This window comes from Mycobacterium sp. NTMscope_MAC_269, assembly GCF_976985695.1.
This window is the reverse complement of the sequence record NZ_OZ335668.1, coordinates 117,219-135,117: the sequence shown is the minus strand read 5'-3', so window position 1 is coordinate 135,117 and position 17,899 is coordinate 117,219. Positions and strand designations below refer to the sequence as shown.

General features: G+C 69.2%; 22 protein-coding genes. 11 read left to right on the top strand and 11 right to left on the bottom strand.

Annotated elements, in window-relative coordinates; translation table 11 throughout:
• Window position 1: 1 nt before the first annotated feature.
• Complete coding sequence (locus tag ACZ50Z_RS00665) at window positions 2–307, top strand: MGMT family protein (RefSeq protein WP_464481812.1); 306 nt, start codon at window positions 2–4, stop codon at window positions 305–307.
• On the opposite strand, the gene ACZ50Z_RS00660 is transcribed toward ACZ50Z_RS00665, so the two are convergent.
• Genes ACZ50Z_RS00660 through ACZ50Z_RS00650 form a run of 3 tightly spaced genes read right to left on the bottom strand, consistent with a single transcriptional unit; the run spans window position 308 to window position 3,472 of the window.
• A complete protein-coding gene (locus ACZ50Z_RS00660; RefSeq protein ID WP_464481811.1) occupies window positions 308–1,162 on the bottom strand; it encodes a TIGR02569 family protein in 855 nt (284 codons plus the stop codon). It abuts the gene before it with no gap.
• Window positions 1,163–1,198: 36 nt separating this feature from the next.
• On the bottom strand, window positions 1,199–2,392 hold the full coding sequence (moeZ, locus tag ACZ50Z_RS00655) for an adenylyltransferase/sulfurtransferase MoeZ (RefSeq protein ID WP_464481810.1): 1,194 nt from the start codon (window positions 2,390–2,392) through the stop codon (window positions 1,199–1,201).
• Between the two features lie 42 nt (window positions 2,393–2,434).
• Window positions 2,435–3,472 (bottom strand): DUF3152 domain-containing protein, encoded by a 1,038-nt coding sequence (locus ACZ50Z_RS00650; protein ID WP_464481809.1) that lies wholly within the window; start codon window positions 3,470–3,472, stop codon window positions 2,435–2,437.
• Between the two features lie 199 nt (window positions 3,473–3,671).
• Here ACZ50Z_RS00650 and ACZ50Z_RS00645 point away from each other — a divergent pair, with 199 nt between their 5' ends.
• The gene (locus tag ACZ50Z_RS00645) at window positions 3,672–4,355 is read left to right on the top strand and encodes a TetR/AcrR family transcriptional regulator (RefSeq protein WP_067167150.1); all 684 of its coding nucleotides are present in this window, start codon (window positions 3,672–3,674) and stop codon (window positions 4,353–4,355) included.
• Here the strand turns inward: ACZ50Z_RS00645 and ACZ50Z_RS00640 are convergent.
• Window positions 4,352–4,618 (bottom strand): DUF3107 domain-containing protein, encoded by a 267-nt coding sequence (locus tag ACZ50Z_RS00640; RefSeq protein WP_464481808.1) that lies wholly within the window; start codon window positions 4,616–4,618, stop codon window positions 4,352–4,354. The two genes, ACZ50Z_RS00645 and ACZ50Z_RS00640, sit on opposite strands and share 4 nt — an antisense overlap.
• A 213-nt stretch (window positions 4,619–4,831) precedes the next feature.
• On the opposite strand from ACZ50Z_RS00640, the gene ACZ50Z_RS00635 reads away from it, so the two are divergent.
• Window positions 4,832–5,542, top strand: coding sequence for an MmpS family transport accessory protein (locus ACZ50Z_RS00635; RefSeq protein ID WP_464481807.1), 711 nt, complete (start codon window positions 4,832–4,834; stop codon window positions 5,540–5,542).
• A 57-nt stretch (window positions 5,543–5,599) separates the two neighbouring features.
• Here ACZ50Z_RS00635 and ACZ50Z_RS00630 read toward each other — a convergent pair whose 3' ends face one another.
• Window positions 5,600–6,307 (bottom strand): ferritin-like fold-containing protein, encoded by a 708-nt coding sequence (locus tag ACZ50Z_RS00630; protein WP_464481806.1) that lies wholly within the window; start codon window positions 6,305–6,307, stop codon window positions 5,600–5,602.
• 277 nt (window positions 6,308–6,584) lie between these two features.
• On the opposite strand from ACZ50Z_RS00630, the gene ACZ50Z_RS00625 reads away from it, so the two are divergent.
• Both ACZ50Z_RS00625 and ACZ50Z_RS00620 read left to right on the top strand, forming a co-directional pair.
• Complete coding sequence (locus ACZ50Z_RS00625) at window positions 6,585–8,117, top strand: DEAD/DEAH box helicase (RefSeq protein WP_464481805.1); 1,533 nt, start codon at window positions 6,585–6,587, stop codon at window positions 8,115–8,117.
• Between the two features lie 16 nt (window positions 8,118–8,133).
• Window positions 8,134–9,360: an Rv3212 family protein gene (locus ACZ50Z_RS00620; RefSeq protein WP_464481804.1), complete on the top strand. Its 1,227-nt coding sequence runs from the start codon at window positions 8,134–8,136 to the stop codon at window positions 9,358–9,360.
• Window positions 9,361–9,557: 197 nt separating this feature from the next.
• Here ACZ50Z_RS00620 and ACZ50Z_RS00615 read toward each other — a convergent pair whose 3' ends face one another.
• Window positions 9,558–10,358, bottom strand: coding sequence for a ParA family protein (locus tag ACZ50Z_RS00615; protein ID WP_464481803.1), 801 nt, complete (start codon window positions 10,356–10,358; stop codon window positions 9,558–9,560).
• A gap of 113 nt (window positions 10,359–10,471) precedes the next feature.
• On the opposite strand from ACZ50Z_RS00615, the gene ACZ50Z_RS00610 reads away from it, so the two are divergent.
• From ACZ50Z_RS00610 to ACZ50Z_RS00600, 3 genes are read left to right on the top strand one after another with little or no spacing between them, the layout of a single operon-like run.
• Window positions 10,472–11,062, top strand: coding sequence for an acid phosphatase (locus ACZ50Z_RS00610; RefSeq protein ID WP_464481802.1), 591 nt, complete (start codon window positions 10,472–10,474; stop codon window positions 11,060–11,062).
• Between the two features lie 50 nt (window positions 11,063–11,112).
• Window positions 11,113–12,210, top strand: a complete 1,098-nt coding sequence (locus ACZ50Z_RS00605) for an isochorismate synthase (RefSeq protein WP_464486023.1) — start codon at window positions 11,113–11,115, stop codon at window positions 12,208–12,210.
• Window positions 12,207–12,689, top strand: coding sequence for an N-acetyltransferase family protein (locus ACZ50Z_RS00600; protein ID WP_464481801.1), 483 nt, complete (start codon window positions 12,207–12,209; stop codon window positions 12,687–12,689). Before ACZ50Z_RS00605 ends, ACZ50Z_RS00600 begins: the two co-directional genes overlap by 4 nt.
• On the opposite strand, the gene ACZ50Z_RS00595 is transcribed toward ACZ50Z_RS00600, so the two are convergent.
• Window positions 12,641–13,072 carry a hypothetical protein gene (locus ACZ50Z_RS00595; protein WP_464481800.1) on the bottom strand — a complete coding sequence of 144 codons (432 nt, stop codon included), beginning with the start codon at window positions 13,070–13,072 and terminating at the stop codon, window positions 12,641–12,643. The two genes, ACZ50Z_RS00600 and ACZ50Z_RS00595, sit on opposite strands and share 49 nt — an antisense overlap.
• Before the next feature lie 75 nt (window positions 13,073–13,147).
• On the opposite strand from ACZ50Z_RS00595, the gene ACZ50Z_RS00590 reads away from it, so the two are divergent.
• Window positions 13,148–14,113: a diacylglycerol/lipid kinase family protein gene (locus ACZ50Z_RS00590; protein WP_464481799.1), complete on the top strand. Its 966-nt coding sequence runs from the start codon at window positions 13,148–13,150 to the stop codon at window positions 14,111–14,113.
• Between the two features lie 282 nt (window positions 14,114–14,395).
• Window positions 14,396–14,650, top strand: coding sequence for a transcriptional regulator WhiB1 (gene whiB1 / locus ACZ50Z_RS00585; RefSeq protein WP_036467351.1), 255 nt, complete (start codon window positions 14,396–14,398; stop codon window positions 14,648–14,650).
• 117 nt (window positions 14,651–14,767) lie between these two features.
• Here the strand turns inward: whiB1 and ACZ50Z_RS00580 are convergent, their stop codons facing one another.
• Complete coding sequence (locus ACZ50Z_RS00580; protein ID WP_464481798.1) at window positions 14,768–16,267, bottom strand: sensor histidine kinase; 1,500 nt, start codon at window positions 16,265–16,267, stop codon at window positions 14,768–14,770.
• Window positions 16,268–16,319: 52 nt separating this feature from the next.
• Complete coding sequence (locus ACZ50Z_RS00575) at window positions 16,320–16,535, bottom strand: biotin/lipoyl-binding carrier protein (protein ID WP_007773063.1); 216 nt, start codon at window positions 16,533–16,535, stop codon at window positions 16,320–16,322.
• Between the two features lie 238 nt (window positions 16,536–16,773).
• On the opposite strand from ACZ50Z_RS00575, the gene ACZ50Z_RS00570 reads away from it, so the two are divergent.
• Complete coding sequence (locus tag ACZ50Z_RS00570) at window positions 16,774–16,848, top strand: 50S ribosomal protein bL37 (protein ID WP_085976515.1); 75 nt, start codon at window positions 16,774–16,776, stop codon at window positions 16,846–16,848.
• A 6-nt stretch (window positions 16,849–16,854) separates the two neighbouring features.
• On the opposite strand, the gene rsrA is transcribed toward ACZ50Z_RS00570, so the two are convergent.
• Window positions 16,855–17,169 carry a mycothiol system anti-sigma-R factor gene (rsrA, locus tag ACZ50Z_RS00565; RefSeq protein WP_464481797.1) on the bottom strand — a complete coding sequence of 105 codons (315 nt, stop codon included), beginning with the start codon at window positions 17,167–17,169 and terminating at the stop codon, window positions 16,855–16,857.
• Complete coding sequence (locus ACZ50Z_RS00560) at window positions 17,166–17,828, bottom strand: sigma-70 family RNA polymerase sigma factor (RefSeq protein WP_464486022.1); 663 nt, start codon at window positions 17,826–17,828, stop codon at window positions 17,166–17,168. Before ACZ50Z_RS00560 ends, rsrA begins: the two co-directional genes overlap by 4 nt.
• Between the last annotated feature and the right edge of the window lie 71 nt (window positions 17,829–17,899).

Below are 17,899 nucleotides of genomic sequence, written 5' to 3'. Positions count from 1 at the left end.
CGTGGCGCCGGTGACCGACGACCAGGTCGAGCGGGTGCGCGCGCTGGTCGCCGCCATCCCGCCCGGCAGGGTCGCGACCTACGGCGACATCGCCTCGGTCGCCGGGCTTTCCAGCCCGCGCATCGTCGGCTGGATCATGCGGACGGACTCCTCGGACCTGCCGTGGCACCGCGTCATCACCGCCTCCGGCCGCCCGGCGCGACACCTGACCACGCGACAGCTGGAGCTGTTGCGCGCCGAGGGTGTGCTTGCCCACGACGGCAAAATCGCCTTGGGCGAAGTTCGCCACGAATTCCCACGCGACTGACTAGAGCACCAACCGGACCAGCGCCGCGGTGCGGGCCAGCCCGGGGAACGCCTCGGCCGTGGAACGCGGGTGCAGCGCGTGGACGGCAAGACGAAACATCAACGCCCGCAACAACATCTGCGGCCATTCCGGCAGCGCGTTCCAGCGTTCGATGAGTCCGTCGTCGGCCTCGCCCCAGGACAACGCGTCGATGACCACCACGCCCGCCGCCCACGATGCGGGGCGCCAGTACGGGGTGATGTCGGTGATGCCAGGCGCCGCGGTGCCCACGAAAAGCACTGTGCCATAAAGGTCCCCGTGGACCAGTTGGTTCGGGCTCTTGGTCGGCTTGCGCAACGTGGCGAGCTGGTTGAGCAACTCCACCGATCGCTCGGCGTCCGCGGTGGCAGGGGCCACCCGCGCGCCGGGCGGCACCGAGGCGAGCGGCCGGTCCTCCCACGCCGCGCGGTCGGCGGCGATGAAAATGTCGACGTCCCCCCACGGCGCCGCCGGGCCCTGGGTCAGAAAGCGCGGGCGTTCCAGTTTGCCCGTCGCCTCGTGCAGGCGCACCGCCGCCGAGACGACCTCGTCGTGGCGGGGCTCGGGCGTCCCGGCGACGAAGGTGTCCGCGCGCCAACCCGAAACGACGTAGCGCCCGTCGGTGGAACGGACCGGGCGGGCTAGCCGGACGCCGTCGACGAACAACGTCTCGCGGACCCGGGCGGACCACGCCGCGCGGGCGTTGTCGGCCACCAGCGACAAGACGACTTCACCGCACCGCCAGCCGCCCTCCCAGCTGGCGCCCAGATAGACGGGTTTGACGCCGGCCAAACCGAACGCCGACAGCACATGGTCCGGCGGTGGCTCGACTGTCACACCGGTACTCTAAACGAGTACAACAGCCGTATCGGGTCAGTACAGGATCATGTCGGGTTGCATCTGCTGCGCCCAGGCCACAATTCCGCCCTCCAGGTGCACCGCATCGGCGAATCCCGCCTGCTTCAGCACCGCCAGCGCCTGCGCCGAGCGCACGCCCGTCTTGCAATACAGCACCGGCATGCGGTCCCGCGGCACCTTTGCCAGACCCTCGCCGGAGTTGATCGACGACTGCGGGACCAGCTGCGCCCCGTCGATGTGCACGATGTCGAACTCCACGGGCTCGCGGACGTCGATCAGGGCCAGCTCCTTGCCCGAATCCAGCAGCTCGCGCAGCTCCCGCGGGGTGATGGCCGAGTCACCGACGGTGGCGGCGTCGTCCGAGGCTTCGGTCGCCACGCCGCACCACTGCTCGTAGTCGACGAGCTCGGTGATCTTCGGCCTCGACGCGTCGGAGGGGTCCCGACGAATCGCGATGGTGCGATAGGACATCTGCAGCGCGTCGTAGATCATCAACCGGCCCAGCAGCGAGTCGCCGATGCCGGTGATGAGTTTGATCACTTCGGTGCTCATCACCGAGGCGACGGAGGCGCACACGATGCCCAGCACGCCGCCTTCGGCGCACGACGGCACGGTGCCGGGAGGCGGCGGCTCGGGGTAGAGATCGCGGTAGTTGAGGCCGCGTCCGTCCGGCGCGTCCTCCCAGCACACCGAGATCTGGCCCTCGAATTGGTAGATCGACCCCCACACGTACGGCTTTTGCGCCAGCACCGCCGCGTCGTTGATCAGATACCGGGTGGCGAAGTTGTCGGTGCCGTCCACGATCAGGTCGTAGGAGCCGAACAGCTCGACGGCGTTGGTGGAGTCCAGGCGCACCTCGTGCAGGCGCACGTCGACCAGCGGGTTGATCGCGGCCATCGACTCCCGTGCGGAGACGGCCTTGGGCCGCCCGACGTCGGCCACGCCGTGAATGATCTGGCGGTGCAGGTTGGATTCCTCGACGACGTCGAATTCGACGATGCCGATGGTGCCCACGCCCGCCGCGGCCAAATACAGCAGGGTCGGCGCCCCCAGGCCCCCGGCGCCGATCACCAGCACCCGAGCGTTCTTGAGCCGCTTCTGCCCGTCGAGGCCCAGGCCGGGAATGATCAGGTGACGGCTGTAGCGGGCCACCTCCGCGCCGGTCAGGTGGTCTGCGGGTGCCACCAGCGGCGGCAACGACGTTGACATGACTCCAGTGAACGCCGTAACCGCCGGCATCGCTTCCCGGGGCTACGCGATCGGGTACGGCCAGGGGTTGAAGCGGCACGTTTTCCCGTCGGCCTTGACGGTGTCGGGGTCGAATTGCGCGGCGTCGTTGTTGGACGTGGAGAACGTCTGCTGCATCATCACCGGCGCCAGGGCACCCTGTTGCTCGCAGGCCTCGTGGTGCAGGTAGCCGATGGCGTGGCCGACCTCGTGGTTGATCACGTACTGCCGGTACGAGCCGATGTCCCCTTCGAACGGCACGGCGCCGCGCACCCAGCGCGCCTCGTTGATGAAGACCCGGGCCTCGCGGTTGGCGCCGAAAACCGGGTTGTAGCAGGACGTCTCCAGCCGGAATTCGTAGCCGCAGCCCCCCCGCACGGTCACCGGCGACACCAGCGAGATCCGGAAGTCGGGCTTTGTCCCACTGGCACCGTCGACCCGGATGAAGGCGAACTGCGGGTTGTGCGTCCAGCCCTTCGGATTGGCCAGCGTCTGGTCGACCATCTGCGCGAACGCCTCGTCGCCGCCGAACATCGTCGGATCGATGCCGTTCTCCACCTCGACGGTGTAGCGGAACACCTTCGCGGTGCCCTGACCGATCTGGGGCGTCGTGCCCGGCACCACGTGCCACGTCTTGTCGCCCGCTTCGGTGAAGGGGCCACCGTCCGGCAATGTCCCGGCCGGCAGGTTGGCGTCGAACGCGGCGAGACCGCGGGGTGGGGCGTCGATGATCGTGGTGCCCACCGCGCCGATCGCGGGCGGACTCTCGATGGGCTGGCTGGCGGTCGGCTTCGACGCACCGGCGCCGGTCACCGTCTGATACATGACCACGGCGGTGAGCACCGCCAGGACGGGCAGGGCGTACGCGCGCCAGCCGTAGGTGGACACGAACCGGCCCAGCCACGTTTGTTTGCGCCACTGCCGCTGCCGCTCACGGTCGGCCCGCACCCGCCCGGCTTCCGGGGCGGCCAGGGGGTCGCGCAGCGCCCGCAGCGGCTCGCGCCACTCGTCGCGGAGCACCGGCACGCGACCGGTGCCGCGCGGGGGCCGCTGCGACGTCATTTTCCCAGGATTACACAGCCGACCACCTGCGCCGACCGTGGCGCGCCCGAATGCCCGGTCCGACACCGCTTCTGCCAGCTGCGACGACGCCGATGGCGGGGGGTTCAAGCCCGGCGGGTAGTAAGGTCTTTTCAACGAGCTGCGAGCGGCTGGCCCCGGTGGACCGACGGCCGGCCGCCGACAATCAGATGAGGACTCGATGAGCGAACTCGCCAAGATGCCGGCACGGCGTGCCGTCAGATCGGCTGACCGCGGCCGGCCGGACGGCGCCGCGGCTCCCAACCGGCGGGGCAACCGGCTGCCCCGCGATGAGCGCCGCGGGCAGTTGCTCATCGTCGCCAGCGACGTCTTCGTCGACCGCGGCTACCACGCGGCCGGCATGGACGAGATCGCCGATCGGGCCGGTGTCAGCAAACCCGTTCTGTACCAACATTTTACGAGCAAGCTCGAGCTGTACCTCGCGGTGCTGGCGCGGCACGTGGAGAACCTGGTCTCCGGAGTCCAGCAGGCGTTGAGCGCCACCAAGGACAACCGCCGGCGGTTGCACGCCGCCGTGCAGGCGTTCTTCGATTTCATCGAGCACGACAGCCAGGGTTACCGGCTGATCTTCGAGAACGACTACGTCACCGAACCCGAGGTGGCCGCCCAGGTGCGGGTGGCCACCGAATCCTGCATCGACGCGGTGTTCGCGTTGATCAGCGAGGATTCCGGGCTGGACCCGCACCGCGCGCGGATGATCGCCGTCGGGCTGGTCGGCATCAGCGTCGACTGCGCGAGGTACTGGCTCGACTCCGATCGCCCGATTTCCAAGGCGGACGCCGTCGAGGGCACCGTCCAGTTCGCCTGGGGCGGACTGTCACACGTGCCGCTGACGCGTTCCTAACGTCCCTTGCCGGCGTGCTTCCCGGATTCGGCGCTGATCCCGAACCCGACCCGGCGCGCGTCGGCCACGCCGATCTCGACGTAGGCGATCTTGGTGGTGTGGATCAGGAAGCGACGGCCCCGGTCGTCGCTCAGTCGCAGCAGTCCCGACCCTTCGCTGAGCGCGGCGCTGACCAGCTCTTCGACTTCGGCGGGTGTCTGGTCGCTGGCGAGGACCAGCTCGCGCGGACTATCCGTGATCCCGATCTTGACCTCCACGGTCACCCCTTCCGTAGGTATTGAAGTCGTGCGCGGGCGGCGAAGTCCCAGCCCTGTCAGCAGCAGGCTAGTTGACGGGGCTGACCCCCACCTCGCCGCGTCCCCACACTTCGCGGTCAGCGAAACTTCGGTCGCGCGCCGATAACGATTCGCTTGCAGGTTGTCACACACACCCGCGCGATACCCGATCCGTGCTTTCACATGGCTAACTTCGGCCCCATGGGTACCACATTGCCGCACCTCGACGACCGGATCCGGAGCTACCCGGACGACGACGTAGACGACGACTGCGACACCGACCCCTACCTGAACGCCGACTACAACTGGACGGGCTGGCCGGCCGACTCGCGCTGGCGACCGGCGACGGCGATTCTCGGCGCGGTGGTGGCCGTCGGGGCCATCGCCACCGCCGTCATCATCAACAGCGGCGACAGCGCGTCGACCAAGGCCACGCTGGGGGCGCCGGCACCACACCCGGTGACCTCGGCGCCCGCGACCACCAAGGCGTCCGCGCCACCGAGCCCCTCGCGCGTGGCCCAGCTACCGCCCGAGACCGTGACCACCATCACCACGCCGAGCGCCGCGCCCAGCACCCCGGCAGCCCAAACACCCACGGCCGCACCACCTCTCGCGGCGGCGCCGCCGACCGCCGCGCTGAGCCCGCGCACCGTCGTGTACAGCGTGAGCGGAACCAAGCAGCTGCTGGACCTGGTGAACGTCGTCTACACCGACGCGCGGGGTGTCCCCCAGAGCGAGTTCAACGTGTCGCTGCCGTGGTCGAAGGTGGTGGTCCTCAACCCCGGCGTGCAGAACCAATCCGTGGTCGCGACCAGCTTCTACGGCCAGCTCAGCTGCTCGGTCTTCAACGCCGCCGGTCAGCGGATCATGGCGTCGGGCAACCCGTCGAACATGGCGACCTGCTCACGCTGAGACCGATGGCCGTGACCCGCCGCGCCCGGCTACACCGCGCTTGCGATCACGGCTGAGTCAGCTCAGGCCCAACTCGTGCATGCGGCGGTCGTGCGTCTGTTGCAACCGATCGAAGAACGCGTTGAGCTGGCCCAATCCGCCGGCCCCCGACATCACCAGGTCGACGAGCTCGTCGTGGTCGGCCAGCAGGTACTGGGCCTGGGTGATCGCCTCGCCGAACAGGCGGCGTGACCACAACGCCAGCCGGCTGCGCTGTTTGCCGCTCGACGTGACCGCGGCGCGCACCTCGGCGACGACGAACTGCGAGTGCCCGGTCTCGGCCAGCGCCCCGCGCACCACGTCGGCAACCTCGTCGGGTAGCCCGTCGGCGATCTCCAGATACAAATCGGCGGCCAGGGCGTCACCGACGTACGTCTTCACCAAGGCTTCCAGCCACGTGCTGGGCATCGTCAGCCGGTGGTAGTTCTCCAGCGCCGACACGTACTTCGACATCGCCGACACCACATCGACGCCGCGGCTTTCCAGCGCGTCGCGCAGCTGCTCGTAGTGCTGCATCTCGGCGGCGGCCATGCTCGCCATCGAGATCCTTCCCCGCAGGTCAGGGGCCATCCGCGCCTCGTCGGTGAGCCGGTAGAACGCGGCGATCTCGCCATAGGCCAAGACCGCGAACAACTCGTTGACCCCGGGGTGATCGGCCGACAGTCGGGGGGCCGCCGAATCCTCCACTTGGTCGATGGAAGAGGGCTGGTACGAGGGCCGGGTCATGGCAACACTGTAGTCGGCGGGCACGGCGCAAAATGGGTGCCGGCGCTCGACCAGCTATCATGTAGGTAGATGGCGGCTTTATTTGTGCCAAATGTTCTTCCCGCCGCTATCGGCGAAATGTGCGTGCACAGCAGGCCCGCGCGGGCTGGGACCACCCAGACTGAGCTGGAGCCCGCGACTCGGCGACGTATTCGGAGTCGGAACTCGTGCGCGCGTGACCGCGACAGAGAAACACCGACACAATCCGATACGTCTTCGAGAGGCTACCTACCCACGCATGACCACACTGACCAGCACAACTGAACTGACCTTTGCTCAACTCGGCGTCCGCGACGAAATCGTGCGGGCGCTCGCCGAAAAAGGGATCGAAAGCCCTTTTGCGATCCAGGAACTGACCCTGCCGCTGGCGCTCGCCGGCGACGACCTGATCGGCCAGGCCCGCACGGGCATGGGCAAGACCTTCGCCTTCGGGGTGCCGCTGCTGCAGCGCATCACGTCCGATTCCGCCGAGCGGCCACTCAACGGAACCCCGCGCGCGTTGATCGTGGTGCCGACCCGCGAGCTGTGCCTGCAGGTGACCGATGACCTGGCGCTGGCGGCCAAGCATCTGACCGCCGACGACAACCGGCGGCTGTCGGTGGTCCCCATTTACGGCGGTCGCCCCTACGAGACGCAGATCGAGGCGCTGCGCGCCGGCGCCGACGTCGTAGTGGGCACCCCGGGCCGGCTGCTCGACCTGAGCCAGCAGGGCCACCTGCAGCTCGGTGGGCTCTCCGTGCTCGTGCTCGACGAGGCCGACGAGATGCTCGACCTGGGCTTCTTGCCCGACATCGAGCGCATCCTGCGCCAAATCCCCGTCGACCGGCAGTCGATGCTGTTCTCGGCGACCATGCCGGACCCGATCATCACGCTGGCCCGCACCTTCATGAACCAGCCCACCCACATCCGGGCCGAAGCGCCACACTCGGCGGCCACCCACGACACCACCGCCCAGTACGCCTACCGGGCCCACGCCCTGGACAAGGTGGAGCTGGTGAGCCGGGTGCTGCAGGCCGAGGGCCGCGGCGCCACAATGATCTTCACCCGCACCAAGCGCACCGCGCAGAAGGTCGCCGACGAGTTGGCCGAGCGCGGTTTCGCGGTGGGCGCCGTCCACGGCGACCTCGGACAGGTGGCACGCGAGAAGGCCCTCAAGGCCTTTCGGAGCGGCGAGATCGACGTGTTGGTCGCCACCGACGTGGCCGCGCGCGGCATCGACATCGACGACGTCACCCACGTCATCAACTACCAGATCCCCGAGGACGAGCAGGCCTATGTGCACCGCATCGGGCGCACCGGCCGCGCCGGCAAGACCGGGGTCGCCGTCACCCTGGTGGACTGGGACGAGCTCACCCGCTGGGCGCTGATCGACAAGGCGCTGGGGCTGGACTGCCCCGAGCCCCCCGAGACCTACTCCAGCTCGCCGCACCTGTACGACGAGCTGAGCATCCCGGCCGAGGCCGGGGGCACCGTGGGTGCGGCCCGCAAGGCGCAGGGCGCGCGCCGCAACGGCGAGCGCCCCGCCCAGAAGTCGGGCCAGAAGTCGGAGAAGACGGCTCGCCGGTCCGGCACGCGGCGACGCACCCGCGGCGGCCAGCCGGTCGGCGGGCATCCGTCGGGCAACGGCGCCGCGAGCAGCAACGGTGATGCCGCCGCGGAAACGCCGGCCGGCTCCCCGCCGGGAAACCCCGGCTCCAGCCGTCGCCGCCGTCGTCGCCGCAAGCCGGCTGAGGGGGTAGCAGCTGCCGCCCCCACCGCGCACACCAACTAGCGCCTCGCGCTCACGCATGGTCAGACCCGAGCGCCGGACCAAGCGCGACATCATGGCCGCGGCGGCCATCGCGGTCGCCGTCGCCGTCGCCGCGGCCCTGATCTGGTGGACCAGCGACGCGCGGGCAACCAGCAGCCGGCCGGCCGACGTTCCGGCGCCCAATCCGAGCCCGGCACGTCAGGTGCCGGCCGGCCTGAAACAACTGTGGACCGCCGCCAGTCCAGCCACCACCGAGCCGGTGGTGGTGGGCGGGGTGGTCGTCACCGGCGCGGGCGTCCGCTTCGACGGGCGCGACGCCGGCACGGGTCAGTCCCGCTGGAGCTACGCCCGCGATACCGCCCTGTGTGGAGTCTCGTGGCTGTACCGCTACGCCGTCGGGGTCTACCGCGACGACCGCGGCTGTGGCCAGGTGAGCACCCTGGACGGCTCCACCGGCCGCCGCGGTCCCGCCCGCAGCGGCTACGCGGACCCGCGGGTGCGGCTCTCCTCCGACGGTATGACGGTGTTGTCCTTCGGTGACACGCACCTCGAGCTGTGGCGCTCGGACATGGTCCGCATGGTGGCCTACGGGGAGACCGACGCCCGCGTGAAACCGTCGTCACGGGGGCTGCACTCCGGCTGCAAGCTGACCTCGGCCGCGGCCAGCTCGTCGGCGGTCTCGGTGCTGGAGAGCTGCGCGAACCAGGCCGATCTGCGCCTGGTGCTGCTGCGGCCCGGCAAGGACGACGACGAACCCCAGCAACACGTCGTGGCCGAACTGGGGGTGGCACCGGATTCGGGCGCCCGCGTGCTGGCCGTCCGCGACACCACCACCGCGGTATACCTGCCCGCCCCCCAGCCCCGGGTGGATGTGATCGACGAAACCGGCACCACCGTGGCGAGCACCCTGCTGCCCAAGCCGCCGTCGCGCGCGGCGGCGGTCTCGCACGCCGGCAGCCTGATGACCTGGTGGACCGGCGATTCGCTGATGGTCTTCGACGTGAACACCATGGCGCTGCGCTACACCATCGCCGCGGGCGACAAGACGGCGCCGCTGGGGCCCGGCGTGATGATGGCGGGCCGGCTGCTGGTGCCGGTCACCGGTGCGATCGGCGTCTACGACCCGGTCAGCGGCGCCGGCGAGCGCTACATTCCGGTGGACCGGGCGGGGAGCCTCCCGCCACCCGGGGCGCCGGTGATCCCGGCCGTGTCCGGATCACGGGTGATCGAGCAGCGCGGCGACACCGTGGTCGCTCTGGGCTGAGTGGCTGGCGGGCCGCGGCGTCTTCGCCCGCCTTCGCACGTCTTCGTCTGCCCTGGCCCATCGAGTGTGAATCGTTGGCTTTCGGTGTGAACCTGCGGCGGCGACACGCCGATCCGGCCAGCCGCCAGCGCACACTCAAAGCCGCCAGTTCACACTCAATGCCGCTGGGCCGGCGGTCGCCGCTATGGCGGTCGCCGCTAGACCTCGACCGCGAACGTCGGCAGCGGCTTGCCGTTCTTCCAGTGCTTGAGCAGCGCCGTCGCCAGCTCGCCGTAGGCCGACGCGCCCTTGTTCTTGCGGCCCGCCATCACCGACGAACCCGAGGCGCTGGCCTCGGCGAAGCGCACCGTCCGCGGAATCGGCGGGGCCAGCACCGGCAGGCTGTAGCGGTCGGCGACGTCGAGCAGCACGTCGCGGGTGTGGGTGGTGCGCGAGTCGTACAGCGTCGGCAAGGCGCCGAGCAGGCGCAGCTCCGGATTGGTGATCTGCTGGACATCGGCCACGGTACGCAAGAACTGGCCGACGCCCCGGTGCGCGAGGGTCTCGCACTGCAGCGGCACGATGACCTCGTCGGCGGCGGTCAGCCCGTTGAGGGTCAGCACGCCCAGCGACGGCGGGCAGTCGATGATCACCACGTCGAACCGGTCGCCGAGTTTGGCCAGCGCGCGCTTGAGCGCGTATTCGCGGCCCGCCCGCATCAGCAGCATCGCCTCGGCGCCCGCGAGGTCAATGTTGGCCGGCAGCAGCGTCATTCCCTCCGCCGTCTCGACCAGCGCGGCGTTGGGCTCGACCTCACCGAGCAACACCTCGTGCACGGACACCGGGAGTTTGTCGGGGTCTTGGCCCAGCGAGAAAGTCAGGCAGCCCTGCGGGTCGAGGTCGACCAGCAGCACCCGTTTCTTCTCGTCCACCAACGCCGCCCCCAGCGACGCGACCGTGGTCGTCTTGGCGACACCGCCCTTCTGGTTGGCCACCGCCAATACTCGGGTCCTACTCACCAGCCGCCCGCCCCTCCGCATCGCCGCGCGTTCACAGTGCCATCCTGGCATGTTCGCCCGCCATGTGCTCGGGCCCAGCAACCACCGCATGTCGTCCGGCAGAATCGTTCGGTATGGGCTTGCACAACCACCGTTTGGTGCTGCTGCGCCACGGCGAGACCGAGTGGTCGAAATCGGGCCAGCACACCGGCGGCACCGAAGTCGAGTTGACCGACGCCGGCCGCGAACAGGCCCAGCTGGCCGCCGGGGTGCTGGGCGAACTCAAACTCGTTGACCCGCTGGTGATCAGCAGCCCGCGGCGACGCTCGCTGGTCACCGCCGAGTTGGCCGGGCTGTCCGTCGACGAGGTGACCGAAGAGCTCGCGGAGTGGGACTACGGCTCGTATGAGGGCCTGACCACCGAACAGATCCGGGAGTCGGTGCCCGACTGGCTGGTGTGGACGCACGGATGCCCGGGCGGTGAGAGCGTCGCGCAGGTCAGCGCGCGCGCCGACGCCGCCGTCACGACGGCGCTGCGGCACATGGAGTCGCGCGACGTGGTGTTCGTCAGCCACGGCCACTTCTCCCGCGCGGTGATCACCCGCTGGGTCGAACTGCCGCTGGTCGAGGGCAGCCGCTTCGGCATGATCACCGCCTCGATCGCGGTCTGCGGGTTCGAGCACGGGGTGCGGCAGCTGCGGGCGCTCGGGTTGACGGGTCAGTGAACGTCGAAGACGACGATGCGCGCCGTACGGCGCGAGGAGGAGTCGAGCATCTGAACAGCGAACCGCCGTTCGCCCTGTGCGGGCCGACTCAAACCCTGATCGCCGACGGGGTGTTGCGGCGCTACGGCGACGTGGGCGCGGCGCAGGCGGCGCTGCGATCTCAGGAGGCGCCGATCGTGTTGGGCGCGTTGCCTTTTGATGTCGGCAGTCCGGCCGCGTTGCTGACGCCGCACGCGGTCAACGTCACCGAGGGCCTCCCCGACTGGCCGTCCGGCGCGCTGCCGCCGGTGCGGGTGGCCGCGGCCCTGCCGCCGCCGGATGACTACCGCGACCGGGTCCGCCGCGCCCGCGATCACCTCGCCGCCACCGACAACCCACTGCACAAGGTGGTCTTGGCCCGCGCCTTGGAGCTGGTGGCCGACGCCCCCATGGACGCGCGGGCCGTCCTGCGCCGGCTCGTGTCCGCGGATCCGACCGCCTACGGCTACCTCGTCGACCTGAGCGCCGCCGGCGACGACTACGCCGGCACGGCGTTGGTGGGCGCCAGCCCCGAACTCCTGGTGGCCCGCAACGGCGTCCGCGTCGAGTGCCGGCCGTTTGCCGGGTCGGCCCCGCGCGCCGCCGACCCGCAGACCGATGCCGCCAACGGCGCCGCGCTGGCCGCCTCGGCCAAGAACCGGCACGAGCATCAGCTGGTGGTCGAGGCCATCCGGGCGGGCCTGGAGCCGCTGTGCGACGACCTGTCGATCGCCGCCGAGCCGCGACTGAGCCGCACCGCGGCGGTCTGGCATCTGTGCACTCCGATCAGTGGACGTTTGCGCGATACCTCAACGAGCGCAATCGATTTGGCCTTGGCACTGCACCCCACCCCGGCCGTCGGAGGCGTCCCGACCAAGGCCGCGGTCCAGCTCATCGGCGAGCTGGAGGGCGACCGCGGGTTCTACGCGGGGGCGGTGGGCTGGTGCGACGCCCGCGGCGACGGCCGCTGGGTGGTGTCGCTGCGCTGCGCGCAGCTGTCGGCGGACCGGCGCAGCGCGCTGGCGCGAGCCGGCGGCGGTATCGTCGCCGAGTCCGATCCCGACGAGGAAGTCGCCGAGACCACAACGAAATTCGCCACGATACTCAACGCCCTAGAAGTCCGACGATGACCACACACATGCGTCCCGCCGCGCCGCACGACGTCGCCGCCATCACCGAAATGATCCACGCGCTGGCCGAATTCGAGCACGCCTCCGACCAGTGCACGGTCACCGAAACACAAATCGCCGCAGCGCTTTTCGGCGACCGCCCCACGGTGCACGGGCACGTGGCCGAGGTGGACGGTGAGGTCGCGGCGATGGCGTTGTGGTTCGTCAACTTCTCCACCTGGGACGGCGTGGCGGGCATCTATCTGGAAGACCTGTTCGTGCGCCCGGGATTTCGCCGCCGCGGGCTGGCCCGGGCGCTGCTGGCGGCGCTGGCCGGCGAATGCCTGCAGCGGGGCTACACCCGGTTGTCCTGGGCGGTGCTGAACTGGAACACCGACGCCATCACGCTCTACGACGGGATCGGCGGGGAACCGCAGAACGAATGGACCACCTACCGGCTGTCCGGACCGCGGTTGGCGGGGCTGGCGGAGTCGCCCTGACCGCCCGCGGCCCAGCGCACCGCGGCCGGGCTGAACAGCAACCCCAACACGACCAGCGCGACAAGACCCGTTGGGATCCCGTAGCCCGGCTGGTGTGATCCGACCGCGAGGTACCAAGCCACCGGCAGCAAGAGCAGCTGGGTGATCACGGCCAGCCCGCGGCCCCAGCGCTTGCCGATCATCAGCGCGCGCCCCGCCGCGATCACTGCGGCGCCGACGAGGACGAACCAGCCGGCGGTGGCCAGACCGTTGGCCAGATGCTGGTCGACCCCGGCGATCCCGCGCACCACCAAGACGACGGCCACGATCAGCGCAACGGCCCCCTGCGCAGCGACGATGACGCCGGCGCGGCGAACGGCGGTCGGGGCAGCTGGCGGCGTCACAGCGCCAGCGTAGTCAGGACGCCCGCTGGTTCCCCCACAGCGCCGCCTTAACCCGCCCGCCTAAGCTCGTGCTTCATGCGGGCCGTGCTGATCGTCAACCCCACAGCGACTTCCACCACTCCGGCCGGTCGCGATCTGCTGGCCCACGCCCTCAAGAGCCGGCTGCAGCTGTCCGTCGAACACACCAACCACCGCGGGCATGGCACCGAACTCGCGCAGAAGGCCGTCGCCGACGGCGTCGACCTGGTGGTGGTGCACGGCGGTGACGGCACGGTCAGCGGGGTGGTCAACGGCCTGCTCGGTCGCCCGGGCACGCTTCCGACCGGCCCGGTGCCGGCGGTCGCGGTGGTGCCCGGCGGTTCGGCGAACGTGCTGGCGCGATCGCTGGGCATCTCCCCTGATCCGGTCGCGGCCACCAACCAGCTCATCCAACTGCTCGACGACTACCAGCGGCACGGCACGTGGCGGCGCATCGGCCTGATCGACTGCGGCGAGCGGTGGGCCGTGTTCAACACCGGCATGGGCGTCGACGCCGAAGTGGTGGCCGCGGTGGAGGCCGAACGCAACAAGGGCGGCAAGGTCACCGCGTGGCGTTACATCCGCGCGTCGGTGCCGGCGGTGTGGGCCTACACCCGCCGCGAGCCGATGCTGACCCTCGAACTTCCCGGCCGCGAACCCATCACCGGGGTGAGCTTCGCGTTCGTGTCCAACTCCAGCCCCTGGACGTTCGCCAACGAGCGGCCGGTATGGACCAACCCCGGCTGTAGCTTCGAGTCGGGACTCGGGGTGTTCGCGCCGACCAACCTGAAGACCATCCCGACCCTGCGGATCGTCCGGCAGATGTTCGCCAAACGGCCCACGTTCAACTTCAAGCATCTCGTCACCGAGGACGACCTGCCCTGCGTGCGAGTTACCTCCGCCGCCGGCGCCGTCGCCTGCCAGTTCGACGGGGACTACCTCGGCGTGCGCGAAAGCATGACGTTCAAGTCGGTCCCCGACGCGCTGGCGGTGGTCGCCCCTCCCCAGCAAAGGCGCCGCTGAACTGCGACAACGCGGGAGCTGTGGCGAACGCGACACAAAGCTACACCGGGGAGTGGCCCGTGAGTGTAGTACAACGGAGTAATGGCTTGACTACGAGATGATCAAAGTGAGATAGCCCACGAGCGAACTCACACTATTGACATCTGTTGAGCCTGTGAAACGATCAAAAGGTTGCATGCAGAAATTTACGTAGGGGTGCGGCCCCTTTTCTTCTGCACGCGTTTAACAGCCGAAGAAAATGGCCGTGCGCCTTGCTGCGCACTCAGTAAGGAGTAAAGACGTATGGATTGGCGCCACAAGGCGGTCTGTCGTGACGAAGACCCGGAGCTGTTCTTCCCGGTGGGGAACAGTGGTCCGGCGCTCGCGCAGATCGCTGACGCGAAACTGGTCTGTAATCGGTGTTCGGTGACCACAGAGTGCCTCGGCTGGGCCCTGAACACGGGCCAGGACTCGGGCGTCTGGGGCGGCATGAGCGAAGACGAGCGGCGTGCGCTGAAGCGTCGCAACGCCCGGACGAAAGCCCGCAGCGGGGTATAACCCAGATAACGCAAAACGGTGCGGCCTCGACGATTGTCGGGGCCGCACTCTTGCGTGTGGGCGCGGCCACCAGTGGCCGCGGGGTGCGTTGTGGGCGCGTCGTAAATACCCCCACGCCTACAACAACATTCGGGTTCGTCGACCGATCGGGACGCGCAACACCACGTCGGTTCCACGGGCCGCGGCCTGGCTCATGCCCAACGTGCCATCCAGCTCCGCGGAGACCAGCGTCCGCACAATCTGCAATCCGAGGCTGTCGGAGGTCTCGAGGCTGAATCCGTCCGGCAGCCCGCGGCCGTCGTCGTGCACCACGACGTCGAGCCAGCGCGCGGAGCGTTCGGCGCGGATCGTCACAGAGCCTTCCTCGACCGCCGGATCGAAGGCGTGCTCGATCGCGTTTTGCACCAGTTCGGTGATCACCATGATCAGGGCGGTCGCCCGGTCGGAGTCCAGCACGCCCAGATCGCCGACCCGGTTGATGCGGATCGGCCGGTCCACCGAGGCCACGTCGTTCATGATCGGCAGGATCCGGTCGATGACCTCGTCGAGGTTGACCTGCTCGTCCACCGACATCGACAGCGCGTCGTGCACCAACGCGATCGACGAAACCCGGCGCACCGACTCGATCAGGGCCTCCCGGCCCTCGGCGTTGGCCGTGCGCCGGGCCTGCAGGCGCAACAGCGCCGCGACGGTCTGCAGGTTGTTCTTCACCCGGTGGTGGATTTCGCGGATGGTGGCGTCCTTGGAGATCAGGGCCCGGTCGCGGCGTTTGACCTCGGTGACGTCCCGGATCAGCACCGCCGCACCGGCGCTGGCGCCATCGACCACCAGCGGCAGCGTGCGCAGCAACACGGTGGCTCCCCCGGCGTCGACCTCCATGCGCATGCTGCGCCCGCCGGCCACCAGATCCCGCACGTGTTCGGCGACTTCCTGCGCCTCGAATGGATCCGAGATCAAGGGGCGGGTGACCTCGATGAGGTTGTGACCCTCCAGGTCGGCGGTCAGGCCCATGCGGTGGTAGGCCGACAGCGCGTTGGGGCTCGCGTAGGCGACGACGCCCTTGACGTCGAGGCGGATGAAGCCGTCGCCGACCCGTGGGGTGGAGCGCGACATCACCACGTCACCGGCGTCGGGAAAGCTGCCCTCGGCGAGCATGTGGACGAGGTCGCCGGCGCACTGGCGGTAGGCGATCTCCAGCTGTCCGGACGCACGGTCGGCGGCCACCGCGGTCTGGTGGTGGGTGAGCACCGCCACCACCTGGCCGCCGTACCGCACCGGGGACGCCTCGACATGGGTGCCCGGCAGCCACGAATTCTCTTGGGTCGCAACGTCATCCCGCTTGGCGGTACCCGACGCAAAAGAGTCGGCGACGAGGGAGAGCCGGTCGGAGGCGATGGCGGTGCCTACCGCGTCGGTCTGTAGCACCGTGGGCGCGGTGTTGGGCCGGCATTGCGCCACGCACACCAGCACGCCGTCGTCACGGCGCACCCACATCAGGTAATCGGCGAACGACAGGTCGGCCAGCAGCTGCCACTCCCCGACCACCGCGTGCAGATGGTCGACCGCGCTGCCCGGCAACATGGTGTGTTCGGCGAGCAGATCACCGAGAGTTGACATCGCTCACTTTCCGGGTCGTTTCCCCGGCGGCTGGTCGAAGGGGCCTGACCGGCTAGCTGATCACCGCGATGAGGTCGCCCGCCTGGATGACGTCGCCCACCGACACGCTCACCTTGCTGACGGTGCCACCGACCTCTGCGAGGACGGGAATCTCCATCTTCATCGACTCCAGCAGCACCACGATGTCGCCTTTGCCGATCTGGTCACCCTCGTTCACAACGACTTCGAGCACGCTGGCCACGATCTCGGCGCGCACATCCTCGGCCATCTTCACCCCACTCGTTTCGGCCTCTGCGCAGGCTGGCTGCTATTCATCAAGGTTCTATCAGGCTCGCCTACATCGAACCACAGGGCCCGCCGGGGCCGCGCCGCGCGGCCCCCGAGGGGCCCTCACGCGCGCCGCACCAGGGCGAAGACACTGCGCGACGCGTCTCGTGAGAGACTGGACGGCAAGCCAACCGGCGCCAGGCGCCTGGTTTGACAAGCAATCAACGGAGGTTCGACCCATGGCCAAACGAGGCCGTAAGAAGCGCGACCGCAAGCACAGCAAGGCCAACCACGGCAAGCGGCCTAATTCCTGAGGGACGCTACTGCGTGCCCCGGATGATGGTGGTGCGCCGGATCTCGAGCCGTAGCCGCTCGCGCAGGCCCTCCGGGGCCCTGTCGCCTTTGCACTTGGTGGCGATCAACGCCTTGATCCGCTCTTCGAGGCCGTAGTGCTTGAAGCAGCCGGGGCACGCCTCGAGATGCTGGCGCAGTTGTTCGCGGGTATCCGGGCCGCATTCCCCGTCCAGCAGCAGCCAGACCTGGCGGATCACCTCCGCGCAGCCGACGCTGCCGTGAGACTCGTCGTTGGGGCAGGCATCCGGCGAAGCACCGCCCTGGCCGGCGAACTCGCTCATGACGACACCTCCTCGTGCGTCTGCTGGCCACGGTTGAAGCCCCGCTCCTTGGCAACGTCGGCCAACAGGCCGCGCAGTTGCCGTCGGCCGCGGTGCAGCCGTGACATTACCGTTCCGATGGGCGTATCCATGATCTCGGCGATTTCCTTGTACGGAAAACCCTCGACGTCGGCGTAATAGACCGCCATCCGGAATTCTTCCGGCAAAGCCTGCAGCGCGTCCTTGATCTCGGAGTCCGGCAGCGACTCCAGCGCCTCGACCTCGGCCGAACGCAGCCCGGTGGAGGAATGCTCGGCGTTGGCGGCGAGCTGCCAGTCGGTGATCTCCTCGGTCGGGTACTCCGCCGGCTGGCGTTGCTTTTTGCGGTAGCTGTTGATGTAGGTGTTGGTCAGGATCCGGTACAGCCACGCCTTGAGGTTGGTGCCGGCGCGAAACGAGCGGAAGCCCGCGTAGGCCTTCACCATCGTTTCTTGCAGCAGATCCTCGGCGTCGGCGGGATTGCGCGTCATGCGCAGCGCGCCGCCGTAAAGCTGGTCCAGCAGGGGAATCGCGTCGCGTTCGAACCGCGCCGTGAGTTCCGCGTCCGTCTCTTCGGGCGCCGCGGGCTCGGTGATGGACGGCCCCGCCGCACCATCGCGGCCATCTGGAGAATCGGCCATATCGATCAACCCGGTCCCTTCTGCTGCGGTGTTACCGGAAAGCACCGAAAGCGCCACCGGACTCGCAAGGA

Coding starts and splice junctions, on each gene's coding strand:
- moeZ (WP_464481810.1), bottom strand. CDS start 2,392: ATGTCAACGTCGTTGCCGCCGCTGGTGGCACCCGCAGACCACCTGACC.
- ACZ50Z_RS00650 (WP_464481809.1), bottom strand. CDS start 3,472: ATGACGTCGCAGCGGCCCCCGCGCGGCACCGGTCGCGTGCCGGTGCTC.
- ACZ50Z_RS00645 (WP_067167150.1), top strand. CDS start 3,672: ATGAGCGAACTCGCCAAGATGCCGGCACGGCGTGCCGTCAGATCGGCT.
- ACZ50Z_RS00635 (WP_464481807.1), top strand. CDS start 4,832: ATGGGTACCACATTGCCGCACCTCGACGACCGGATCCGGAGCTACCCG.
- ACZ50Z_RS00630 (WP_464481806.1), bottom strand. CDS start 6,307: ATGACCCGGCCCTCGTACCAGCCCTCTTCCATCGACCAAGTGGAGGAT.
- ACZ50Z_RS00625 (WP_464481805.1), top strand. CDS start 6,585: ATGACCACACTGACCAGCACAACTGAACTGACCTTTGCTCAACTCGGC.
- ACZ50Z_RS00620 (WP_464481804.1), top strand. CDS start 8,134: ATGGTCAGACCCGAGCGCCGGACCAAGCGCGACATCATGGCCGCGGCG.
- ACZ50Z_RS00610 (WP_464481802.1), top strand. CDS start 10,472: ATGGGCTTGCACAACCACCGTTTGGTGCTGCTGCGCCACGGCGAGACC.
- ACZ50Z_RS00600 (WP_464481801.1), top strand. CDS start 12,207: ATGACCACACACATGCGTCCCGCCGCGCCGCACGACGTCGCCGCCATC.
- ACZ50Z_RS00590 (WP_464481799.1), top strand. CDS start 13,148: ATGCGGGCCGTGCTGATCGTCAACCCCACAGCGACTTCCACCACTCCG.
- whiB1 (WP_036467351.1), top strand. CDS start 14,396: ATGGATTGGCGCCACAAGGCGGTCTGTCGTGACGAAGACCCGGAGCTG.
- ACZ50Z_RS00580 (WP_464481798.1), bottom strand. CDS start 16,267: ATGTCAACTCTCGGTGATCTGCTCGCCGAACACACCATGTTGCCGGGC.
- ACZ50Z_RS00575 (WP_007773063.1), bottom strand. CDS start 16,535: ATGGCCGAGGATGTGCGCGCCGAGATCGTGGCCAGCGTGCTCGAAGTC.
- rsrA (WP_464481797.1), bottom strand. CDS start 17,169: ATGAGCGAGTTCGCCGGCCAGGGCGGTGCTTCGCCGGATGCCTGCCCC.
- ACZ50Z_RS00560 (WP_464486022.1), bottom strand. CDS start 17,828: ATGGCCGATTCTCCAGATGGCCGCGATGGTGCGGCGGGGCCGTCCATC.